General features: G+C 62.4%; 16 protein-coding genes. All 16 read left to right on the forward strand.

Annotation, left to right across the window (positions count from 1 at the left end):
* Window positions 1-54: 54 nt before the first annotated feature.
* On the forward strand, window positions 55-990 hold the full coding sequence (gene fabD, locus OKW44_RS35085) for an ACP S-malonyltransferase (RefSeq protein ID WP_018421285.1): 936 nt from the start codon (window positions 55-57) through the stop codon (window positions 988-990).
* Window positions 991-1104: 114 nt separating this feature from the next.
* Window positions 1105-1854, forward strand: a complete 750-nt coding sequence (gene fabG / locus OKW44_RS35090) for a 3-oxoacyl-ACP reductase FabG (RefSeq protein ID WP_018421284.1) — start codon at window positions 1105-1107, stop codon at window positions 1852-1854.
* 152 nt (window positions 1855-2006) lie between these two features.
* Window positions 2007-2246, forward strand: a complete 240-nt coding sequence (gene acpP / locus OKW44_RS35095) for an acyl carrier protein (RefSeq protein ID WP_004197638.1) — start codon at window positions 2007-2009, stop codon at window positions 2244-2246.
* Between the two features lie 255 nt (window positions 2247-2501).
* Window positions 2502-3740, forward strand: coding sequence for a beta-ketoacyl-ACP synthase II (fabF, locus tag OKW44_RS35100; RefSeq protein ID WP_018421283.1), 1239 nt, complete (start codon window positions 2502-2504; stop codon window positions 3738-3740).
* Window positions 3741-3880: 140 nt separating this feature from the next.
* Window positions 3881-4273 (forward strand): hypothetical protein, encoded by a 393-nt coding sequence (locus OKW44_RS35105; RefSeq protein ID WP_343219828.1) that lies wholly within the window; start codon window positions 3881-3883, stop codon window positions 4271-4273.
* Window positions 4274-4374: 101 nt separating this feature from the next.
* On the forward strand, window positions 4375-4974 hold the full coding sequence (rpoE, locus tag OKW44_RS35110) for an RNA polymerase sigma factor RpoE (protein WP_006051939.1): 600 nt from the start codon (window positions 4375-4377) through the stop codon (window positions 4972-4974).
* Between the two features lie 93 nt (window positions 4975-5067).
* Complete coding sequence (locus OKW44_RS35115) at window positions 5068-5682, forward strand: sigma-E factor negative regulatory protein (protein WP_018421281.1); 615 nt, start codon at window positions 5068-5070, stop codon at window positions 5680-5682.
* Window positions 5683-5686: 4 nt separating this feature from the next.
* Entirely contained in the window at window positions 5687-6727 is a 1041-nt protein-coding gene (locus OKW44_RS35120; protein ID WP_026225955.1) for a MucB/RseB C-terminal domain-containing protein, read from the forward strand.
* 37 nt (window positions 6728-6764) lie between these two features.
* Window positions 6765-8279: a DegQ family serine endoprotease gene (locus OKW44_RS35125; protein WP_018421279.1), complete on the forward strand. Its 1515-nt coding sequence runs from the start codon at window positions 6765-6767 to the stop codon at window positions 8277-8279.
* Window positions 8276-8548, forward strand: a complete 273-nt coding sequence (locus OKW44_RS35130) for a glutaredoxin family protein (RefSeq protein WP_018421278.1) — start codon at window positions 8276-8278, stop codon at window positions 8546-8548. The genes OKW44_RS35125 and OKW44_RS35130 overlap by 4 nt, the downstream gene beginning before the upstream one ends.
* Window positions 8549-8774: 226 nt before the next feature.
* Window positions 8775-10568, forward strand: coding sequence for a translation elongation factor 4 (gene lepA, locus OKW44_RS35135; protein ID WP_018421277.1), 1794 nt, complete (start codon window positions 8775-8777; stop codon window positions 10566-10568).
* Between the two features lie 18 nt (window positions 10569-10586).
* Complete coding sequence (gene lepB, locus OKW44_RS35140) at window positions 10587-11480, forward strand: signal peptidase I (protein WP_018421276.1); 894 nt, start codon at window positions 10587-10589, stop codon at window positions 11478-11480.
* 185 nt (window positions 11481-11665) lie between these two features.
* Window positions 11666-12946: a ribonuclease III gene (gene rnc / locus OKW44_RS35145; RefSeq protein ID WP_026225954.1), complete on the forward strand. Its 1281-nt coding sequence runs from the start codon at window positions 11666-11668 to the stop codon at window positions 12944-12946.
* Between the two features lie 54 nt (window positions 12947-13000).
* Window positions 13001-13900: a GTPase Era gene (gene era / locus OKW44_RS35150; RefSeq protein ID WP_026225953.1), complete on the forward strand. Its 900-nt coding sequence runs from the start codon at window positions 13001-13003 to the stop codon at window positions 13898-13900.
* Complete coding sequence (gene recO, locus OKW44_RS35155; RefSeq protein ID WP_018421273.1) at window positions 13887-14801, forward strand: DNA repair protein RecO; 915 nt, start codon at window positions 13887-13889, stop codon at window positions 14799-14801. Before era ends, recO begins: the two co-directional genes overlap by 14 nt.
* Window positions 14798-15562, forward strand: a complete 765-nt coding sequence (pdxJ, locus tag OKW44_RS35160) for a pyridoxine 5'-phosphate synthase (protein WP_018421272.1) — start codon at window positions 14798-14800, stop codon at window positions 15560-15562. The genes recO and pdxJ overlap by 4 nt, the downstream gene beginning before the upstream one ends.
* Window positions 15563-15569: the final 7 nt, after the last annotated feature.

Below are 15569 nucleotides of genomic sequence, written 5' to 3' on the forward strand. Positions count from 1 at the left end.
TCTGGCAGCCGCGGCCGGCTGCCACATCCGATTAAACAGATTTTTGGGGACGATATGAAATTCGCGTTCGTTTTTCCTGGGCAGGGTTCGCAGGCGGTCGGCATGCTCAACGCATTCGCCGATTACGCAATCGTGCGCGAGACGGTTCAGGAAGCCTCCGACGCACTCAACCAGGACCTCGGCAAGCTGATCGCCGAAGGCCCCGCCGAAGATCTCAATCTCACCACCAATACCCAGCCGGTCATGCTGACTGCGGGCTACGCTATCTATCGTGCGTGGCAGCAGGCGGGCGGCCCGGCGCCGGCGCTCGTCGCCGGCCATAGCCTTGGCGAATACACGGCGCTCGTCGCGGCCGGCGCGCTTGCGTTCCGCGACGCGGTGCCGCTCGTGCGTTTTCGTGCGCAGGCGATGCAAACTGCGGTACCGGTAGGCGAAGGCGGCATGGCCGCAATTCTCGGCCTCGACGACGACACAGTGCGGGCGGTCTGCGCGGAAGCGTCGGCGGCGGGCGTCGTCGAAGCGGTCAATTTCAACGCGCCGGCGCAAGTCGTGATCGCGGGCCACAAAGCCGCGGTCGAGAAAGCCTGCGAAGTCGCGAAGGCGAACGGCGCGAAGCGCGCGCTGCCGCTGCCGGTGTCGGCGCCGTTCCACTCGTCGCTGCTCAAGCCGGCGTCGGATCAATTGCGCGAATACCTCGCGAGCATCGACGTGCAGGTGCCGTCGATTCCCGTCATCAACAACGTCGACGTCGCCGTGGTCAACGAGCCGACCAAAATCAAGGACGCGCTCGTGCGCCAGGCGGCTGGTGCGGTGCGCTGGGTCGAATGCGTACAGGCAATGGCAGCGCAGGGCGTCACGCACGTGATCGAATGCGGTCCGGGCAAGGTCCTTGCGGGTTTGACCAGGCGCATCGACGGCAATCTCGTCGGCGCGTCGGTGTTCGATCCGGCGTCGCTCGAAGAAACGCTGAAGCTTGTGATGGCAGACTGAGCGCGCATTCGCGAACGGGTATCGACAGAGCAATGCCGCGCTGGAGCGGCATCCCTCGACAGACGAATCAACAAGAATCAATCGGCCCTATTTGAAGGGCATCCGGACTGACCCATGGAAAAGACTCTCGACAAGCAGATCGCAATCGTGACGGGTGCGTCGCGCGGCATCGGCCGTGCGATCGCGATGGAACTCGCGCGTCAGGGCGCGACGGTCATCGGCACCGCGACGAGCGAAAGCGGCGCGACGGCGATCACCGAAGCGTTCAAGGTGGCGGGCGTGAACGGCCGCGGCGCGGTGCTCGACGTCAACGACGCGGCCGCGGCCGAAGCGCTGATCGACGGCACGCTCAAGGAATTCGGCGCGCTGAACGTGCTGGTGAACAACGCAGGCATCACGCAGGATCAACTGGCGATGCGCATGAAGGACGACGACTGGGACGCCGTGGTCGACACCAACTTGAAGTCGGTGTTCCGTCTGTCGCGTGCGGTGCTGCGTCCGATGATGAAAGCGAAGGGCGGTCGGATCATCAACATCACGTCGGTGGTCGGCTCGGCCGGCAACCCGGGGCAGATCAACTACGCGGCCGCGAAGGCCGGCGTCGCGGGCATGACGCGCGCGCTTGCGCGCGAGATCGGCAGCCGCGGCATCACGGTCAATTGCGTGGCACCTGGTTTCATCGATACCGACATGACGAAGGCGCTGCCCGAAGAGCAGCAGACCGCGCTGAAAACGCAGATTCCGCTCGGCCGTCTCGGCAGCCCGGAAGACATCGCGCACGCGGTCGCGTTCCTCGCGTCGCCGCAAGCGGGCTACATCACCGGCACGACGCTGCACGTGAACGGCGGCATGTATATGCAGTAACCAATTTCGGTTACTATCCGCGCCTTGATGCGTTTGCGGAAAGCACGAGGCGCATGCGTTGACAGGAACCCGATGCGCCGCTTTTTTGCCGGGTCAAACCTGATAAAATGCGCGCACCTGTATTTTTGAACTTCTTTTCCCTTGGAGGGGTAATGGACAATATCGAACAGCGCGTCAAGAAGATCGTCGCGGAACAACTGGGCGTTGCGGAAGCGGAAATCAAGAACGAAGCGTCGTTCGTGAACGATCTCGGCGCCGACTCGCTCGACACCGTTGAGCTCGTGATGGCCCTCGAAGACGAATTCGGCATGGAAATTCCAGATGAAGAAGCCGAGAAGATCACCACCGTTCAGCAAGCGATCGACTACGCTCGCGCGAACGTCAAGGCCTAAGGTCATTCGCGCCTGCGTTTCTGCACGGGCCGCGCATGACGCCCTGCCGTGCCGCTTGCCGGCGCCAGCACGGTCGACGCTATCGGGCGTGTCCATGGCACACCATACGTCGCGCCGCTTGCCACGCAGGAGCCAGCGATGTTGACAGCGCAACTTTCCGCGCGATTGCCGACTTAAACAGCCACAGGGCATACAGGGCGATTCCTGTGGCCGCTGTGGCTTTTGCTTTTTGTCATTTATGAAAAAGGGGTTACCGTGAGCCGCCGTCGTGTTGTTGTTACAGGCCTGGGGCTGATTTCGCCTGTTGGCAATAATGTTGCCGATGGCTGGGCCAATCTGGTCGCCGGCAAGTCTGGGATTGCCAATATCACGAAGTTCGATGCGTCGAACTTCTCGACTCGTTTCGCCGGCGAGGTGAAGGGCTTCAATATCGAGGACTACGTCCCCGGTAAGGAAGCGCGCCACATGGATACGTTCATCCATTACGGCGTGGCTGCGGGCATCCAGGCGATGCGGGACAGCGGCCTCGAAGTCACCGACGAGAATTCGGAGCGCATTGGCGTGGTGGTCGGTTCGGGCATTGGCGGTCTGCCGATGATCGAAATCACCCAAACCGAATTGCTCAATCGCGGCCCGCGTCGCATTTCGCCATTCTTCGTGCCGGCTTCGATCATCAACATGATCTCCGGCCACCTGTCGATCAAGTTCGGCATCAAGGGTCCGAATCTGTCGATCGTTACCGCGTGTACGACCGGTCTGCACTGCATCGGCGAGGCTTCGCGCCTGATCGAATATGGCGACGCCGACGTGATGATCGCGGGCGGCGCGGAATCTACCGTGTCGCCGCTCGGTGTCGGCGGCTTTGCGGCGGCGCGCGCGCTGTCGCAACGCAATGACGATCCGGCTACCGCGAGCCGTCCGTGGGACATGGACCGCGACGGCTTCGTGCTGGGCGAAGGCGCCGGCGTAATGGTGCTCGAAGAATACGAGCACGCAAAGGCGCGCGGCGCGAAGATCTACGCGGAAATCGGCGGCTACGGCATGAGCGGCGATGCGTATCACATGACCGCGCCGCTCGAAGACGGTGACGGCGCACGTCGCTGCATGCTCGCAGCGCTGAAGAACGCGGGCATCAACGGCGATCAGGTGAGCTACCTGAACGCGCACGGCACGTCCACACCCCTCGGCGATCTGGCGGAAACGACCGGCATCAAGCGGGCGTTCGGCGACCACGCGAAGAACATGGTCGTCAACTCGACCAAGTCGATGACGGGTCACCTGCTGGGCGGCGCTGGCGGTCTGGAGTCGGTGTTCACGGTGCTCGCCGTGCATCACCAGGTGTCGCCTCCGACCATCAATATTTTCAACCAGGACCCGGCCTGTGATCTCGATTACTGCGCGAACACCGCGCGGGAAATGAAGATCGACGTCGCGCTGAAGAACTCGTTCGGGTTCGGCGGCACGAACGGCACGCTGGTGTTCAAGCGCGCCTGATCGCCTGATCTCGGGTGACGCGTCAGTTCACGACGCCGGCTTCGCCGGCGCTTTCCCCCGCACCGGCAACGTTGGGTAGGGTAGCGCAGCGGATCACGCTGCGTCGCTCTATCGCAATGCGTGCCGCGGTGGGAGCGTTCGTGCTGATTGCGACGTTAGCCGTTTATACCTGTCTCGCGCCGCGAGTGGGCGCTTGGCAGGCCGCTCCGTTAACGCTCGCCGTCGCAGCACTGCTCATGCTCTGCGCGGTGAGGCATGACGCGGCACAGGCCATCGCGCTGCATGTCGCGATGAGCGAGATTTCCGCCTGGAACCACGCGGGTGAGTTGCTCGCGCGGGGCCGCGTGGTCGGTTGCGCGCAGTGGAGCGGCCGTTTGCTGGTGCTTGAGCTCGAGCCCGAGGGTGGTCGAAGGCGCGGCCTCATGCGTGCAACGACGGGTCGCAGGCGCTCCCTGCTGCTCGCCGCGGACGCGCTGCCGTCCGCTGTTTTCCGCGAACTTTCCGTGCTGGGCCGGCGTGCGGCGGGCGCTTGACTGTAACGACTGTAACCGCTGTTACCGTAGTAACGTGCCCTCACGAGGGGAACGCTACAATGGTCCCCCGCCATGCGCCCTATAGTTAACGGATTTATCAGGTGAGCGAAAAAGAAATTGATCAGGTGCTGGTCGAGCGCGTCCAGAAGGGCGACAAGGCCGCGTTCGAGCTTCTGGTCTCCAAATACCACCGCAAGATTCTCCGGCTGATCTCGCGTCTCGTGCGGGACCCCGCCGAAGTCGAAGACGTCGCGCAAGACGCTTTTATCAAGGCGTATCGCGCGTTGCCGCAGTTTCGCGGTGAATCGGCGTTTTATACGTGGTTGTACCGGATTGCGGTCAATACCGCGAAGAACTACCTTGCCACCCAAGGCCGGCGCGCGCCGACCTCGACCGAAGCGGATGCTGAAGAAGCTGAAACTTTCTCCGATGCCGACCAACTAAGGGATATCAACACGCCTGAGTCGATGTTGATGAGCAAGCAGATCGCCGAGACGGTCAATGCTGCAATGGCGGTTTTGCCGGAAGAATTGCGCACCGCCATTACTCTCCGAGAAATTGAGGGTTTGAGTTACGAGGAAATCGCCGAGATGATGGGTTGCCCGATCGGCACAGTCAGATCACGAATTTTCCGCGCTCGCGAAGCCATTGCGGCAAAATTGCGACCGTTGCTTGACACACCCGAAGGCAAGCGCTGGTAGACGTTTCCGAACGTACAGCCGGCTTGGCGGGGCAGCGGTGCAATATCTGGATTAGTGGTGTCACTACGGGGTATTTGGAAGATGGGGAGCATCATGGGGTCGGTCTCGATGCAATCGCAAGCGGGCTCGCACGGCGAGCGTCTGTCAGCTTTCGTCGACGGTGAGTTGTTCGGCGAAGAGCATCTGAATCTGGACAAGTTTCTTGCGGAGCTGGACGGCGATAATCGCGCTGCCTGGTCGAGCTACCACCTGATCGGCGACGCGCTACGTTCCGACGATCTGGCAGTCAGCCCCGCACGGAGCAGTGCCTTTCTGAGCGGCTTTGCCGCGCGTCTTGAAAGCGAGCCGCATGTGCTGGCGCCCGCCGCCGCATCCGCATCGGTCGCGCGCCGCCTGCTCGGGCTGCGCCGGCGAGTCGTGCCGGCTTTTGCCGTCGCTGCCGCGGCCGCTACGTTGACCTGGATCGTCGTGCCGCAACTGCAGGGCGTGCCGGGTGGTTCGGGTGCCCAGCTCGCTTCGGTCCAATCGCACGGCGACGCGGTGCAGCGTGTCGCCATGGCCTCGGTGCCCGGGCAGGACTCCAACATCATTCGCGACGCGAGCCTCGATCAATACCTCGAAGCTCATCAGCAATTCGCGCAACAACCGGCGATGGCAGGCTCGATGCCGGTGATTCGCGCTGCCTCAGTCTCCACGCAGGGCCAATAGTTTGATGCAGACTCCGCGGTTCAATAAAACGACTATCTGGGGGCGGTTGCCAGCATTTCTGTTCTGTGCAGCCGTGTTGTTGTCCGCAACACCGCGGGTCTTCGCACAAGACGATCCTGCCGTCGCCCGTCGCACGGCCGCGGAGCTGCTCGATCGCATCCACCAGGCCGCCCAGCAGCAGAACTACGAGGGCGCGTTCGTCTATCAGCGCGGCAGTTTCGTGCAGACGTCGCGCATCGCACATTACTCCACGCGTACGGACGGCGAGTTCGAGCAGCTCGAAAGCCTCGACGGCAAGCCGCGCAAAATGCTGCGCCACGACGACGATATGTACACGTTCTTGCCGGAGCGGCGTATCGTGGTCTTCGAAAAACGGCAGAACAAGGACTCATTCCCTGCGCTGCTGTCGGTGAACGGCGAGCAGGTGTTGTCCGTATACGAGCCGAAGATGCTTGGCGACGACCGCGTCGCGGGCGTCGACAGCCTCGTGATGGAACTCGAACCGAAAGACGCGTACCGCTTCGCGTACAAGCTGTGGGCCGACAAAAAGACCGGTCTGCTGTTGCGCGCGCAGACGCTCGACCCGAGCGGTCAGGTGCTCGAGCAGTTGTCGTTTTCGCAGGTCCGCATCGGCGTGCCGGTCGACAAGACGGGCATCGTCAACGGCATCCGCAATCTCACGGGCTGGACGCTAGTGCGTCCGCCACTCGAGCCGGTCGACATGGCCGCGCAGGGTTGGCAAATCACGCCGTCGGTACCGGGCTTCCATATGATCCGCCAGTTGCGTCGTCCGATGGCGTCGCGCGAGGCGGGGCAGCCTCCGATCCCGGTCGACCAGGCCGTGTTTTCCGACGGCCTCGCGGCGATTTCGGTGTTCGTCGAGCCCGTCGAGAAAAATACGCGTAAGGAAGGCACGGGCGATAGCGGCGCGACGCACGTACTGGTCAAGCGTCAGGGCGACTTCTGGATTACCCTGCTCGGTGAGGTGCCCCAAACCACATTGCAGCAGTTCGCGTCTGCCATAGAATACAAAGCTCCGAAGTAACCCTTCCGAATCCTGAAATCCCTCGGCTTGCTACGATATGACGACTTTCTCGGTGCGCAAATTCCTCGCGGCCGTAGTGGTGGCGGCGTGCTTGCCGCTCGTGCCGCATGTGGCATCGGCGGCTCCCGCTGCCAACTTGCCCGACTTCACCGACCTCGTCGACAAGGTCGGCCCGGCGGTCGTCAACATTCGCACGACAACGCGCGTGTCGAACGGTAGTTCCCGCGGCGGCCTGCCGCCGGGTATGGACGACGGCGACATGTCGGAGTTCTTCCGGCGCTTCTTCGGGATTCCGTTGCCGCAGTCACCGCAATCGCCGCACGGGGGTGATAACGGTGGCGCCGGTGGCGGCGGTAGTGGCGGCAGCCCGGATTCACCGGACAACTCGGACGCCGAACAGAACAGCGGGGTAGGCTCGGGCTTCATCCTGTCGGCGGACGGCTACGTGATGACCAACGCGCACGTCATCGACGACGCGGACACGATCTACGTGACGCTGACCGACAAGCGCGAATTCAAGGCGAAGCTGATCGGCGTCGACGACCGTACCGACGTCGCGGTCGTGAAGATCAACGCATCGAATCTGCCGACCATCACGATCGGCGACTCGAACAAGGTGCGCGTCGGCGAATGGGTCGTCGCGATCGGTTCGCCGTTCGGTCTCGAAAACACGGTGACTGCCGGTATCGTCAGCGCGAAGGGACGCGACACCGGCGACTACCTGCCGTTCATCCAGACTGACGTGGCCGTCAATCCGGGCAATTCGGGCGGTCCGCTGATCAACATGCAGGGCGAGGTGATCGGCATCAATTCGCAGATCTATAGCCGCACCGGCGGGTTCATGGGCATTTCGTTCGCGATTCCGATCGACGAGGCGATGCGCGTGGCCGATCAGCTGAAGAGTTCGGGCAAGGTGGTGCGCGGCCGCATCGCGGTGGCGATTGGTGAAGTGACGAAGGACGTCGCCGATTCGCTTGGTTTGCCGAAAGCGCAGGGCGCGCTTGTGAGCAGCGTGGAGCCGGGCGGACCCGCCGATAAGGCCGGCGTGCAGCCGGGCGACATCATCCTGAAGTTCAACGGTCATTCGGTCGACACGGCGACGGACCTGCCACGCATGGTCGGCGATACGAAGCCGGGCACGAAGACGTCGATCACGATCTGGCGCAAGGGTCAAACGCGCGAACTGCCGGTCACGATCGCAGAGATGCAGCCGGACAAGGTCGCGAAGGCGGATCAGAAGAAGCCGCAAGCGCCGAAGCAGCGCGCGACCAACGCGCTCGGCATCGCGGTCAGCGACATTCCCGCCGATCAGCAGAAAGCGCTGAAGATTCAGAACGGCGTGCAGATCGACGCGGTCGACGGTCCGGCAGCGCGTGTCGGGCTCCAAAAGGGCGACATCATCCTGCGGGTTGGCGATACGGATGTGACGAGCACGAAACAGTTCGACGAGCTGACCTCACACCTCGATTCGCAGAAGATGGTCGCGTTGCTGGTTCGTCGCGGCGACAACACGCAGTTCGTGCCGATTCGTCCGCGCAGCGCACAGAAATGACGAAGACGGCATCGCTCACGCTCTATGGGCGCGCGTGGTGCCATCTGTGCGAGGACATGCGCGCTGCGCTCGAGCCATTGCTGGCCGAGTTCGGAGCGCAACTGGCGGTGATCGACGTCGACAGCGATCCGTTGCTCGAAGCGCGTTACAACGAGTTGGTGCCGGTGCTGGTTTGCGATGGCGTCGAACTGTGCCACTATCATCTCGACGAAGCGCCCGTGCGGGCAGCATTGGCTGCACATGCGTCGCGTGTCGCGGCGGCATCCTGATACGCACCCGCGCGGCATCTGGTTTCGCGCGATCCATGCGCATTTGCCGCGGCTCACTGCGATGCGCGCGGTAAGTTTCTCGCATCCTCTACGCCGTCTTGAGGCCGCGCTTCGCAAGATGCGCCGGCCGATGGGCTTTTCGGCTAAAATAGATAAGATTTTCACCTACTTACAAGGCGTGCTCCGCTATTGTCCGGGGCGCGCCTTTTCGCTTGATCGGCACTGAATGGATCATATTCGTAACTTCTCGATCATCGCGCACATCGATCATGGCAAGTCGACGCTCGCCGATCGCATCATCCAGATTTGTGGCGGTTTGTCCGACCGCGAGATGGAAGCTCAGGTGCTCGACTCTATGGATCTCGAGCGCGAGCGCGGCATTACCATCAAGGCGCAAACCGCCGCGTTGTCGTATCGCGCGCGCGATGGGCAGCTCTACAACCTGAACATGATCGACACCCCAGGGCACGTCGACTTCTCGTACGAAGTCAGCCGCTCGCTGTCCGCGTGCGAAGGCGCGCTGCTCGTCGTCGACGCGAGCCAGGGTGTGGAGGCGCAAACCGTCGCCAATTGCTACACGGCCATCGAACTCGGCGTCGAAGTGGTGCCGGTGTTGAACAAGATCGATCTGCCGGCGGCGAACCCCGAAAACGCGATCGCCGAGATCGAAGACGTGATCGGCATCGACGCGACCGACGCGACGCGTTGCAGCGCGAAAACGGGCCTCGGCGTCGAAGACGTGCTCGAAGCGCTGATCGCGAAAGTGCCGCCGCCGAAGGGCGATCCGCAAGCGCCGCTGCAGGCTCTCATCATCGACTCGTGGTTCGACAACTACGTCGGCGTCGTGATGCTGGTGCGCATCGTCAACGGCACGCTGCGTCCGAAGGACAAGATCCGGCTGATGGCAACCGGCGCGCAGTATCCGGTTGAACATATCGGCGTCTTCACGCCGAAGTCGAAGGATCTCGAATCACTGTCGGCGGGGCAGGTGGGCTTCATCATCGCCGGCATCAAGGAACTCGCGGCGGCGAAGGTCGGCGACACGGTTACGCTCTTGAACCAGCCGGCGGCCGAGCCGCTGCCGGGTTTCAAGGAAGTGAAGCCGCAGGTGTTCGCGGGTCTCTATCCGGTCGAAGCGAATCAGTACGACGCGCTGCGCGATTCGCTCGAAAAGCTGAAGCTGAACGACGCGTCGCTGCAGTACGAACCGGAAGTGTCGCAGGCGCTCGGTTTCGGTTTCCGCTGCGGCTTCCTCGGATTGTTGCACATGGAAATCGTGCAGGAACGTCTCGAACGTGAGTTCGACATGGACCTGATCACGACGGCGCCGACCGTGGTCTACGAAGTCCTGCGGCGCGACGGCACGATCCTGATGGTCGAGAATCCGGCCAAGATGCCGGAGCCGTCGAAGATCGAGGAAGTGCGCGAGCCGATCGTCACCGTGAACCTGTACATGCCGCAAGACTACGTCGGCGCGGTGATCACGTTGTGTACGCAGAAGCGCGGCAACCAGATCAACATGCAGTATCACGGTCGTCAGGTTCAGCTTACGTACGAAATTCCGATGGGCGAAGTCGTGCTCGATTTCTTCGACCGTCTGAAGTCGATTTCGCGCGGTTATGCGTCGATGGATTACGAGTTCAAGGAATACCGCGCGTCGGACGTCGTGAAGGTCGACATGCTGATCAACGGCGACAAGGTCGATGCGCTGTCGGTTATCGTGCACCGTTCGCAAAGCCAGTACCGCGGCCGCGAAGTGGCGGCGAAAATGCGCGAGCTGATTCCGCGTCAGATGTACGACGTAGCGGTTCAAGCCACGATCGGTTCGAACATAATTGCGCGCGAAAACATTAAAGCGTTGCGTAAGAACGTGCTGGCAAAATGCTACGGCGGTGATATCACGCGTAAGAAGAAGCTGCTTGAAAAGCAGAAGGCGGGCAAGAAGCGAATGAAGCAGGTGGGCTCGGTTGAAATCCCGCAAGAGGCTTTCCTCGCTATTCTGCGTGTCGAAGACAAATAAGTTGAATAACGGAACCCTATGAATTTTGCGTTGATTCTTTTTGTGCTCGTCGTTTTGACGGGTGTCGCATGGGTCGCGGACAAACTGGTTTTCCTGCCGAAACGGCGCCGCGAGGCGGAAGCCGCAGTCGCCGAATTCGATCGTCAGCAGGCACGCATCGGCGAGAGTTTCGCCGATGAAAACGCCGCGCAAACGCGCGCGCGTCTGCGCGACGACAAGCTGCGTCAGCCGTGGTGGCTCGAATATACGGCGAGCTTTTTTCCGGTGATTCTGGTGGTGTTCGTCGTGCGCTCGTTCGTGGTCGAGCCGTTCAAGATCCCATCGGGCTCCATGGTGCCGACGCTGCTGGTGGGCGACTTCATCCTCGTCAATAAATTCGAATATGGTCTACGTTTGCCGATTACCAACACGAGGATCACGCAGGGCAGTCCGGTCCATCGCGGCGACGTGGTGGTGTTCCGTTATCCGAAAGACGAATCGGTCGACTACATCAAGCGCGTCATTGGCCTGCCCGGCGACGTGATCGAGTATCAGGACAAGAAACTCACGATCAACGGCAAGCCGGTGCCTGAAACGCCGCTGCCCGATTATCTCGACGAAGAGCGTCTCGGTTATGCGAAGCAGTTCCAGGAAGATATCGACGGCCGCAAGAACGCGATTCTGAATAATCCGGCGGTGCCGCCGTTCATCGTCGGTGCGGAAGATTATCCGTATCGCGACAACTGCCAGTACAACGCGCGTGGCGTGATCTGCAAAGTGCCGCCGGGCAATTTGTTCATGATGGGCGATAACCGCGACAACAGCGCGGATAGCAGGTACTGGGGTTTTGCGCCTGAACGCAATATCGTCGGCCGCGCATTTTTCATCTGGATGAACTTCAGCGATCTGCGGCGCATCGGCTCTTTCCAGTGAGTCGCGTGCATCGATCGCTTCATGAGCGCTTCTCACACGCCGCGCGAATAACCGGCACCCGGTTATCTCGGTCGCGGCGTGTTGTCATGCTACTTTAAGAACTCGCGGTAACGTCGTTTCACCACGCTTTTTCCGCTGGCGCCCCGTGTTTCCGCCGGGTCAGGCGCCCGCGTTATACTCTGCCCATGCCCCTATCTCCGTTGGAAAGCCGTTTGCGCTACGAATTTCGCAATGCGGAATTGCTGCGTCAGGCTTTAACACACCGCAGTCATAGCTCCACGCATAACGAACGGCTCGAATTTCTCGGCGACTCCGTTCTGAATTGCGCGGTGGCTGCGCTTTTGTTCCAACGTTTCGGCAAACTCGACGAAGGCGACCTGTCTCGCGTGCGCGCCAATCTGGTCAAACAGCAGTCCCTCTACGAGATTGCTCAGGCACTGAATATTTCGGAGGGCCTGCGCCTCGGCGAGGGCGAGTTGCGCAGCGGCGGTTTCCGCCGCCCGTCGATCCTTGCGGATACGCTCGAGGCCGTGCTCGGTGCGATATTTCTGGACAGCGGATTCGACGCTGCGCAGACGGTCATCAAGCGCCTTTACGTACCGATTCTCGACCATATCGACCCGCGTACGCTTGGCAAGGACGCGAAGACGCTGCTGCAGGAGTATCTGCAAGGCCACAAGATTGCATTGCCTACCTATACGGTGGTCGCCACCCATGGTGCGGCACACAATCAGCAGTTCGAAGTGGAATGTACGGTGCCGAAGCTCGACGTCAAGGTGTCTGGCTCCGGCGCGAGTCGTCGCGCTGCGGAACAGGCGGCCGCAAAGAAGGCGCTCGACGAAGTGATGGCCGCGGCGCCTGCCGTGGTCGCGAAGCCGAAGCGCTCGAAGGGCGCGCGTGCCGCGAAAAATGCCGAGCAGGAAATCGTGCCGGGCGTGACCGGCGTGCAGGCCGCACTGGATCTGCGCACACCGGATCGCAAGAGCGCGCGCGGTGAAGGGCGCGTCGCTGCCGCGCTGGAAGCCGATGCCGACCAGCCTGTCGTGGAAAAATCAGCCGCTGAAAGACCGGCGGCCGAACGTGCCGCGCCGGGTGCCGCCGGTGCGCCGTTGGCTGTAATTCGTGCCGCGCATGTGGAGTACAGCGGACAGGACAAGCCGGAGCGCGCCGAGAAGTCCGAAAAGACGGAGAGGGTTGACAAGGTTTCGATCCACGCGGGCGAGAAACCTGTCGACAAGCCGGCCGAAAAACCCGCAGCGGACAAAACCCCCGACCTCAAAGCCGACACGCCGTCACACGCTCGCAGCGCGGACCGTCAGCGCAGCCGCGAAGCCGCGCCGGGGACTGCTGCATCGAGCGTGACCGCCGCGCCCGCGTCGGTTGTCTCGGTGCCCCCGGCACCTGCCGAACACGAACCCGGCGTCGCCGACGCGGTGCAAACGCGCGTCGCCGATGCGGGCCATTGATTGTCATCGGCGTGCGCGTCGCGCGCGCCGAACTGAACCTGCCGTAGTCCGAATATGAACGCTCCCACTCCCACTGGTTTTCGCTGCGGCATGGTCGCGATCGTCGGCCGCCCGAATGTCGGCAAGTCCACGCTGATGAACGCGCTGGTCGGCCAGAAAGTCAGCATCACGTCGCGCAAGGCGCAGACCACGCGCCATCGCATTACCGGCATCAATACGCTCGAAGACGCCCAGTACATCTTCGTCGACACGCCCGGTTTTCAGACCAAACACAGCGGCGCCCTGAACCGCTCGCTGAATCGCGCCGTTACGTCGACGCTGACCTCGGTCGACGCGATCCTGTTCGTCATCGAAGCAGGCCGCTTCGGCCCTGACGACCAGAAGGTACTCGACCTGATTCCGGCGAAGGTCCCGACGCTGCTGATCGCGAACAAGCTCGATCGCGTGTCGGATAAAGACTCGTTGTTCCCGTTCATGCAGCAGATGAGTACGCTGCGCGAGTTCAACGAGATCGTGCCGCTGTCGGCGAAAAATTCCGACGACATCAAACGTCTGATGGCCACCGTCAAGCCGTTCCTGCCGGAAGGCGAGCCGATCTACGGCGAGGATGACCTGACCGATCGCAGCGAGCGCTTCCTTGCCGCCGAAATCCTGCGCGAGAAAGTCTTCCGCTGGACCGGCGACGAGCTGCCGTACACGAGCACCGTGCTGATCGAGAAGTTCGAAACCGAAGGGCGGCTGCGCCGTATTTTTGCGACGATCCTCGTCGATCGCGACATGCACAAGGCGATGATCATCGGCCAGAAGGGCGCGAAGCTGAAGCAGATCAGCACGGAGGCTCGCCTCGACATGGCAAAGCTGTTCGACGGGCCCGTGTACCTCGAAACCTTCGTCAAGGTGAAGAGCGGCTGGGCCGACAACGAAGCCGGGCTTCGTGCGTATGGGTACGAATGACGCGTGGATGACGCTCAATTCAGACGAGGCTTCGGATCAGCCGGAGCACGAACCGTCTCGGCCCGCGCGTAGCGCGAGGAAATCGTCGGCCGACGCAAAAAGCCCAAAAAGCGCGAAAAGCGCACCCGCCGACGATGGCGAGCCGCGCAAGACGCCGGCGCGTCGCGCGCCGCGCACCCCCGCATCCGAATACCGGATCACCGAACAGCCCGCGTTCGTGCTGCATAGCTACCCGTATCGCGAGACCAGCCTGATCATCGATGTGCTGTCGCGCGATCACGGCCGTCTCGCGCTCGTCGCGAAGGGCGCAAAGCGCCCGCACTCCGCGCTGCGCGGCGTGCTGCAAACGTTCCAGCCGCTGTCGCTCGCGTGGTCGGGCAAGTCCGAAATGCGCACGCTGACCGGCGCCGAATGGGTCGGCGGCATGCTGCCGCTGACCGGCGACGCGCTGCTGTGCGGTTTCTACGTCAACGAACTGCTGGTGCGCTTCTGCGCGCGCGAAGACCCGCATCCTCAGTTGTTCCATCACTACGTCGTCACGCTGACGCGGCTCGCGCACGATGAGCCGCCGGTGCAGGTGCTGCGCTCGTTCGAACGCGTGCTGCTACGCGAGACGGGTTACGCGATGGCGCTCGACCGCACGGTCGCACGCAAAGCGGTGCTCGCCGACGGCCGCTACGTGTTCGATCCCGAGCGCGGAGTACGCGAGGCATCGGACGAATGGCCCGCGCAGTGGCCGGTAGTGACGGGACAAACCTTGCTCGATATGGAAAAGGACGATTACCATCGAGCGCAGACCGTCGCGCAAAGCAAAACGCTGATGCGCTTCCTGCTCAACACCTATCTCGGCGGCGCGCCGCTTGCTACCCGCCAGATCCTGATCGACCTGCAGAACTTATGAGCTTCTTCCTGACTTCGCCGACCGCGATCGACCTCGGCGTGAATATCGACCACGTCGCCACGCTGCGCAACGCGCGTGGCACGTCCTATCCGGATCCGATCCGCGCCGCGCTGATGGCCGAAGAAGCCGGCGCCGACGCGATCACGCTGCATCTACGCGAAGACCGCCGGCATATTGTCGACGCCGACGTACACAAGCTGCGTCCGCTGCTGAAAACGCGCATGAATCTCGAATGCGCGGTCACACCGGAAATGCTCGACATCGCGTGCGAAGTGCAACCGCACGACGTGTGCCTCGTGCCGGAAAAGCGCGAGGAGCTGACGACCGAAGGCGGTCTCGACGCCGCCGGACAGTTCGAGGCGGTGCGCGCCGCATGCAAGCAACTGGCGGACGCGAACTCGCGCGTGTCGCTCTTCATCGACCCCGAGGAGACGCAGATTCGCGCCGCGCACGAAGCCGGCGCGCCGGTGATCGAGCTGCACACAGGCCGTTACGCGGAAGCTCATGATCCCGCGGAACAGCAGCGCGAATACGAGCGCATCGTGCGAGCAGTCGAATTCGGCGCGACGCTCGGCCTCAAAGTGAACGCGGGCCACGGCCTGCACTACACGAACGTGCAGCAGATCGCGGCGATCGACGGCATCGTCGAACTCAACATCGGCCATGCGATCGTCGCGCACGCGATCTTCGCCGGCTGGGACAACGCGGTACGCGAGATGAAGGCGATCATGGTCGCCGCGCGTCTCGGCGCGCGCGCGTAACGCAATC

Origin of the sequence: Paraburkholderia lebeckiae (assembly GCF_050436325.1) — a bacterium.
Classification (GTDB): Bacteria; Pseudomonadota; Gammaproteobacteria; order Burkholderiales; family Burkholderiaceae; genus Paraburkholderia; species Paraburkholderia tuberum.

Bases quoted from the DNA above. Each gene is read 5' to 3' on its own strand.
- OKW44_RS35130 (WP_018421278.1), top strand. From the start codon at position 8,276: ATGACGAAGACGGCATCGCTCACGCTCTATGGGCGCGCGTGGTGCCAT.
- lepA (WP_018421277.1), top strand. From the start codon at position 8,775: ATGGATCATATTCGTAACTTCTCGATCATCGCGCACATCGATCATGGC.
- fabD (WP_018421285.1), top strand. From the start codon at position 55: ATGAAATTCGCGTTCGTTTTTCCTGGGCAGGGTTCGCAGGCGGTCGGC.
- recO (WP_018421273.1), top strand. From the start codon at position 13,887: ATGGGTACGAATGACGCGTGGATGACGCTCAATTCAGACGAGGCTTCG.
- fabG (WP_018421284.1), top strand. From the start codon at position 1,105: ATGGAAAAGACTCTCGACAAGCAGATCGCAATCGTGACGGGTGCGTCG.
- OKW44_RS35125 (WP_018421279.1), top strand. From the start codon at position 6,765: ATGACGACTTTCTCGGTGCGCAAATTCCTCGCGGCCGTAGTGGTGGCG.
- lepB (WP_018421276.1), top strand. From the start codon at position 10,587: ATGAATTTTGCGTTGATTCTTTTTGTGCTCGTCGTTTTGACGGGTGTC.
- era (WP_026225953.1), top strand. From the start codon at position 13,001: ATGAACGCTCCCACTCCCACTGGTTTTCGCTGCGGCATGGTCGCGATC.
- OKW44_RS35120 (WP_026225955.1), top strand. From the start codon at position 5,687: ATGCAGACTCCGCGGTTCAATAAAACGACTATCTGGGGGCGGTTGCCA.
- OKW44_RS35115 (WP_018421281.1), top strand. From the start codon at position 5,068: ATGGGGTCGGTCTCGATGCAATCGCAAGCGGGCTCGCACGGCGAGCGT.
- rnc (WP_026225954.1), top strand. From the start codon at position 11,666: ATGCCCCTATCTCCGTTGGAAAGCCGTTTGCGCTACGAATTTCGCAAT.
- acpP (WP_004197638.1), top strand. From the start codon at position 2,007: ATGGACAATATCGAACAGCGCGTCAAGAAGATCGTCGCGGAACAACTG.
- pdxJ (WP_018421272.1), top strand. From the start codon at position 14,798: ATGAGCTTCTTCCTGACTTCGCCGACCGCGATCGACCTCGGCGTGAAT.